At 64.8% G+C, this 273-nt stretch carries 1 protein-coding gene; it reads right to left on the bottom strand.

Annotation, left to right across the window (positions count from 1 at the left end; all coding sequences use genetic code 11):
• Nucleotides 1–217, bottom strand: a 217-nt coding sequence (locus tag SB724_RS20075; protein WP_486304058.1) for a hypothetical protein, incomplete at its 3' end; no start/stop codon positions are given.
• Between the last annotated feature and the right edge of the window lie 56 nt (nt 218–273).

Genomic DNA, 273 nt, shown 5'->3' with positions numbered 1-273 from the left:
CGATGTCGTCGAGCATCAAATGCGTGAGCTCACAGGCCCGTACGCCCATTCTCGCCAGGACCAGCAACATCGCCCGATTGCGCAACTCGTGGGCGCTGCCGTCGAGCGCCGCTCCGAGCACGCGCTCGGTCTCCTCTGCGGTGAGACGAACCGGCAGAGATGCGTACTTCCACTGGGGCATCGAGGGAATCGCGGCTTCGAGCTCACGGCCCGCCATGCCGCAGAACACCAGATACCGGAGCCAGGCTCGCAGTGCAGTACCTGGCTTCTTGC

This window comes from Bacillus sp. SIMBA_031, assembly GCF_046535225.1.
GTDB lineage: Bacteria > Bacillota > Bacilli > Bacillales > Bacillaceae > Bacillus > Bacillus velezensis.
The sequence above is the reverse complement of the archived record's forward strand: the minus strand, read 5'-3'. Positions and strand labels throughout refer to the sequence as shown.